At 67.1% G+C, this 1,199-nt stretch carries 1 protein-coding gene; it reads left to right on the top strand.

Annotated features, from left to right (window positions below; all coding sequences use genetic code 11):
- Positions 1-1,199: 2-oxo acid dehydrogenase subunit E2 (locus tag OO57_RS37825; protein ID WP_033257448.1), on the top strand; the 1,199-nt coding region annotated here is incomplete at both ends.

Below are 1,199 nucleotides of genomic sequence, written 5' to 3'. Positions count from 1 at the left end.
TGCGCGGTCCGGCGAAGGCGGTGGCGTCGAACATGGACGCCTCGTTGGAGGTGCCGACGGCGACTTCGGTGCGTGCGGTTCCGGCGAAGCTGCTGATCGACAACCGGATCGTGATCAACAACCACCTGCAGCGGGCGCGTGGCGGGAAGGTGTCGTTCACGCACCTGATCGGCTACGCGCTGGTGCAGGCGGTGAAGGCCAATCCGGGGATGAACCACAGCTACCGGGTGGAGGACGGCAAGTCCTACCTGGTGAAGCCGGAGCACGTGAACCTGGGCCTGGCGATCGACCTGGTCAAGCCGAACGGTGACCGGCAGCTGGTCGTCGCGGCGATCAAGAAGGCCGAGACGCTGGACTTCTTCGGGTTCTGGCAGGCGTACGAGGACATCGTGCGCCGGGCCCGGGCGAACAAGCTGACGATGGACGACTTCACCGGTGTGACGGTGTCGCTGACCAACCCGGGCGGCATCGGGACCGTGCACTCGGTGCCGCGGCTGATGCAGAACCAGGGCACCATCGTCGGTGTGGGTGCGATGGAGTACCCGGCGGAGTTCCAGGGGTCCTCGCCGGAGACGCTGGCGCGGCTGGGCATCTCGAAGACGATGACGCTGACGTCGACGTACGACCACCGGGTGATCCAGGGTGCGGCGTCGGGCGAGTTCCTGCGCTCGATCCACCAGCTGCTGCTGGGGGCGGACGACTTCTACGACCGGGTGTTCGAGTCGCTGCGGATCCCGTACGAGCCGGTGCGCTGGGCCACGGACGTGGCGACCACGCACGACGACGAGGTCAACAAGACCGCGCGGGTGATCGAGCTGATCCACTCCTACCGGGTCCGGGGCCACCTGATGGCCGACACCGACCCGCTGGAGTACATGCAGCGCAAGCACCCCGACCTGGACGTGGTCTCGCACGGGCTGACCTTGTGGGACCTGGAGCGCGAGTTCGCGGTCGGCGGGTTCGGCGGCCAGAAGATGATGAAGCTCCGCGACATCCTGGGCCTGCTGCGCAACTCGTACTGCCGCACGGTGGGCATCGAGTACATGCACATCCAGGATCCGGGGCAGCGCAAGTGGCTGCAGGAGCGCCTGGAGAAGCCGTACACCAAGCCCGAGCGCGAGGAGCAGCTGCGCATCCTGCGCCGGCTGAACTCGGCGGAGGCGTTCGAGACCTTCCTGCAGACCAAGTACGTCGGCCAG

Origin of the sequence: Kitasatospora phosalacinea, from assembly GCF_000717185.1 — a bacterium.
Classification (GTDB): Bacteria; Actinomycetota; Actinomycetes; order Streptomycetales; family Streptomycetaceae; genus Kitasatospora; species Kitasatospora phosalacinea_A.
Note: the sequence above shows the minus strand (reverse complement) of the source record. Positions and strands in the feature narration are given on the sequence as shown.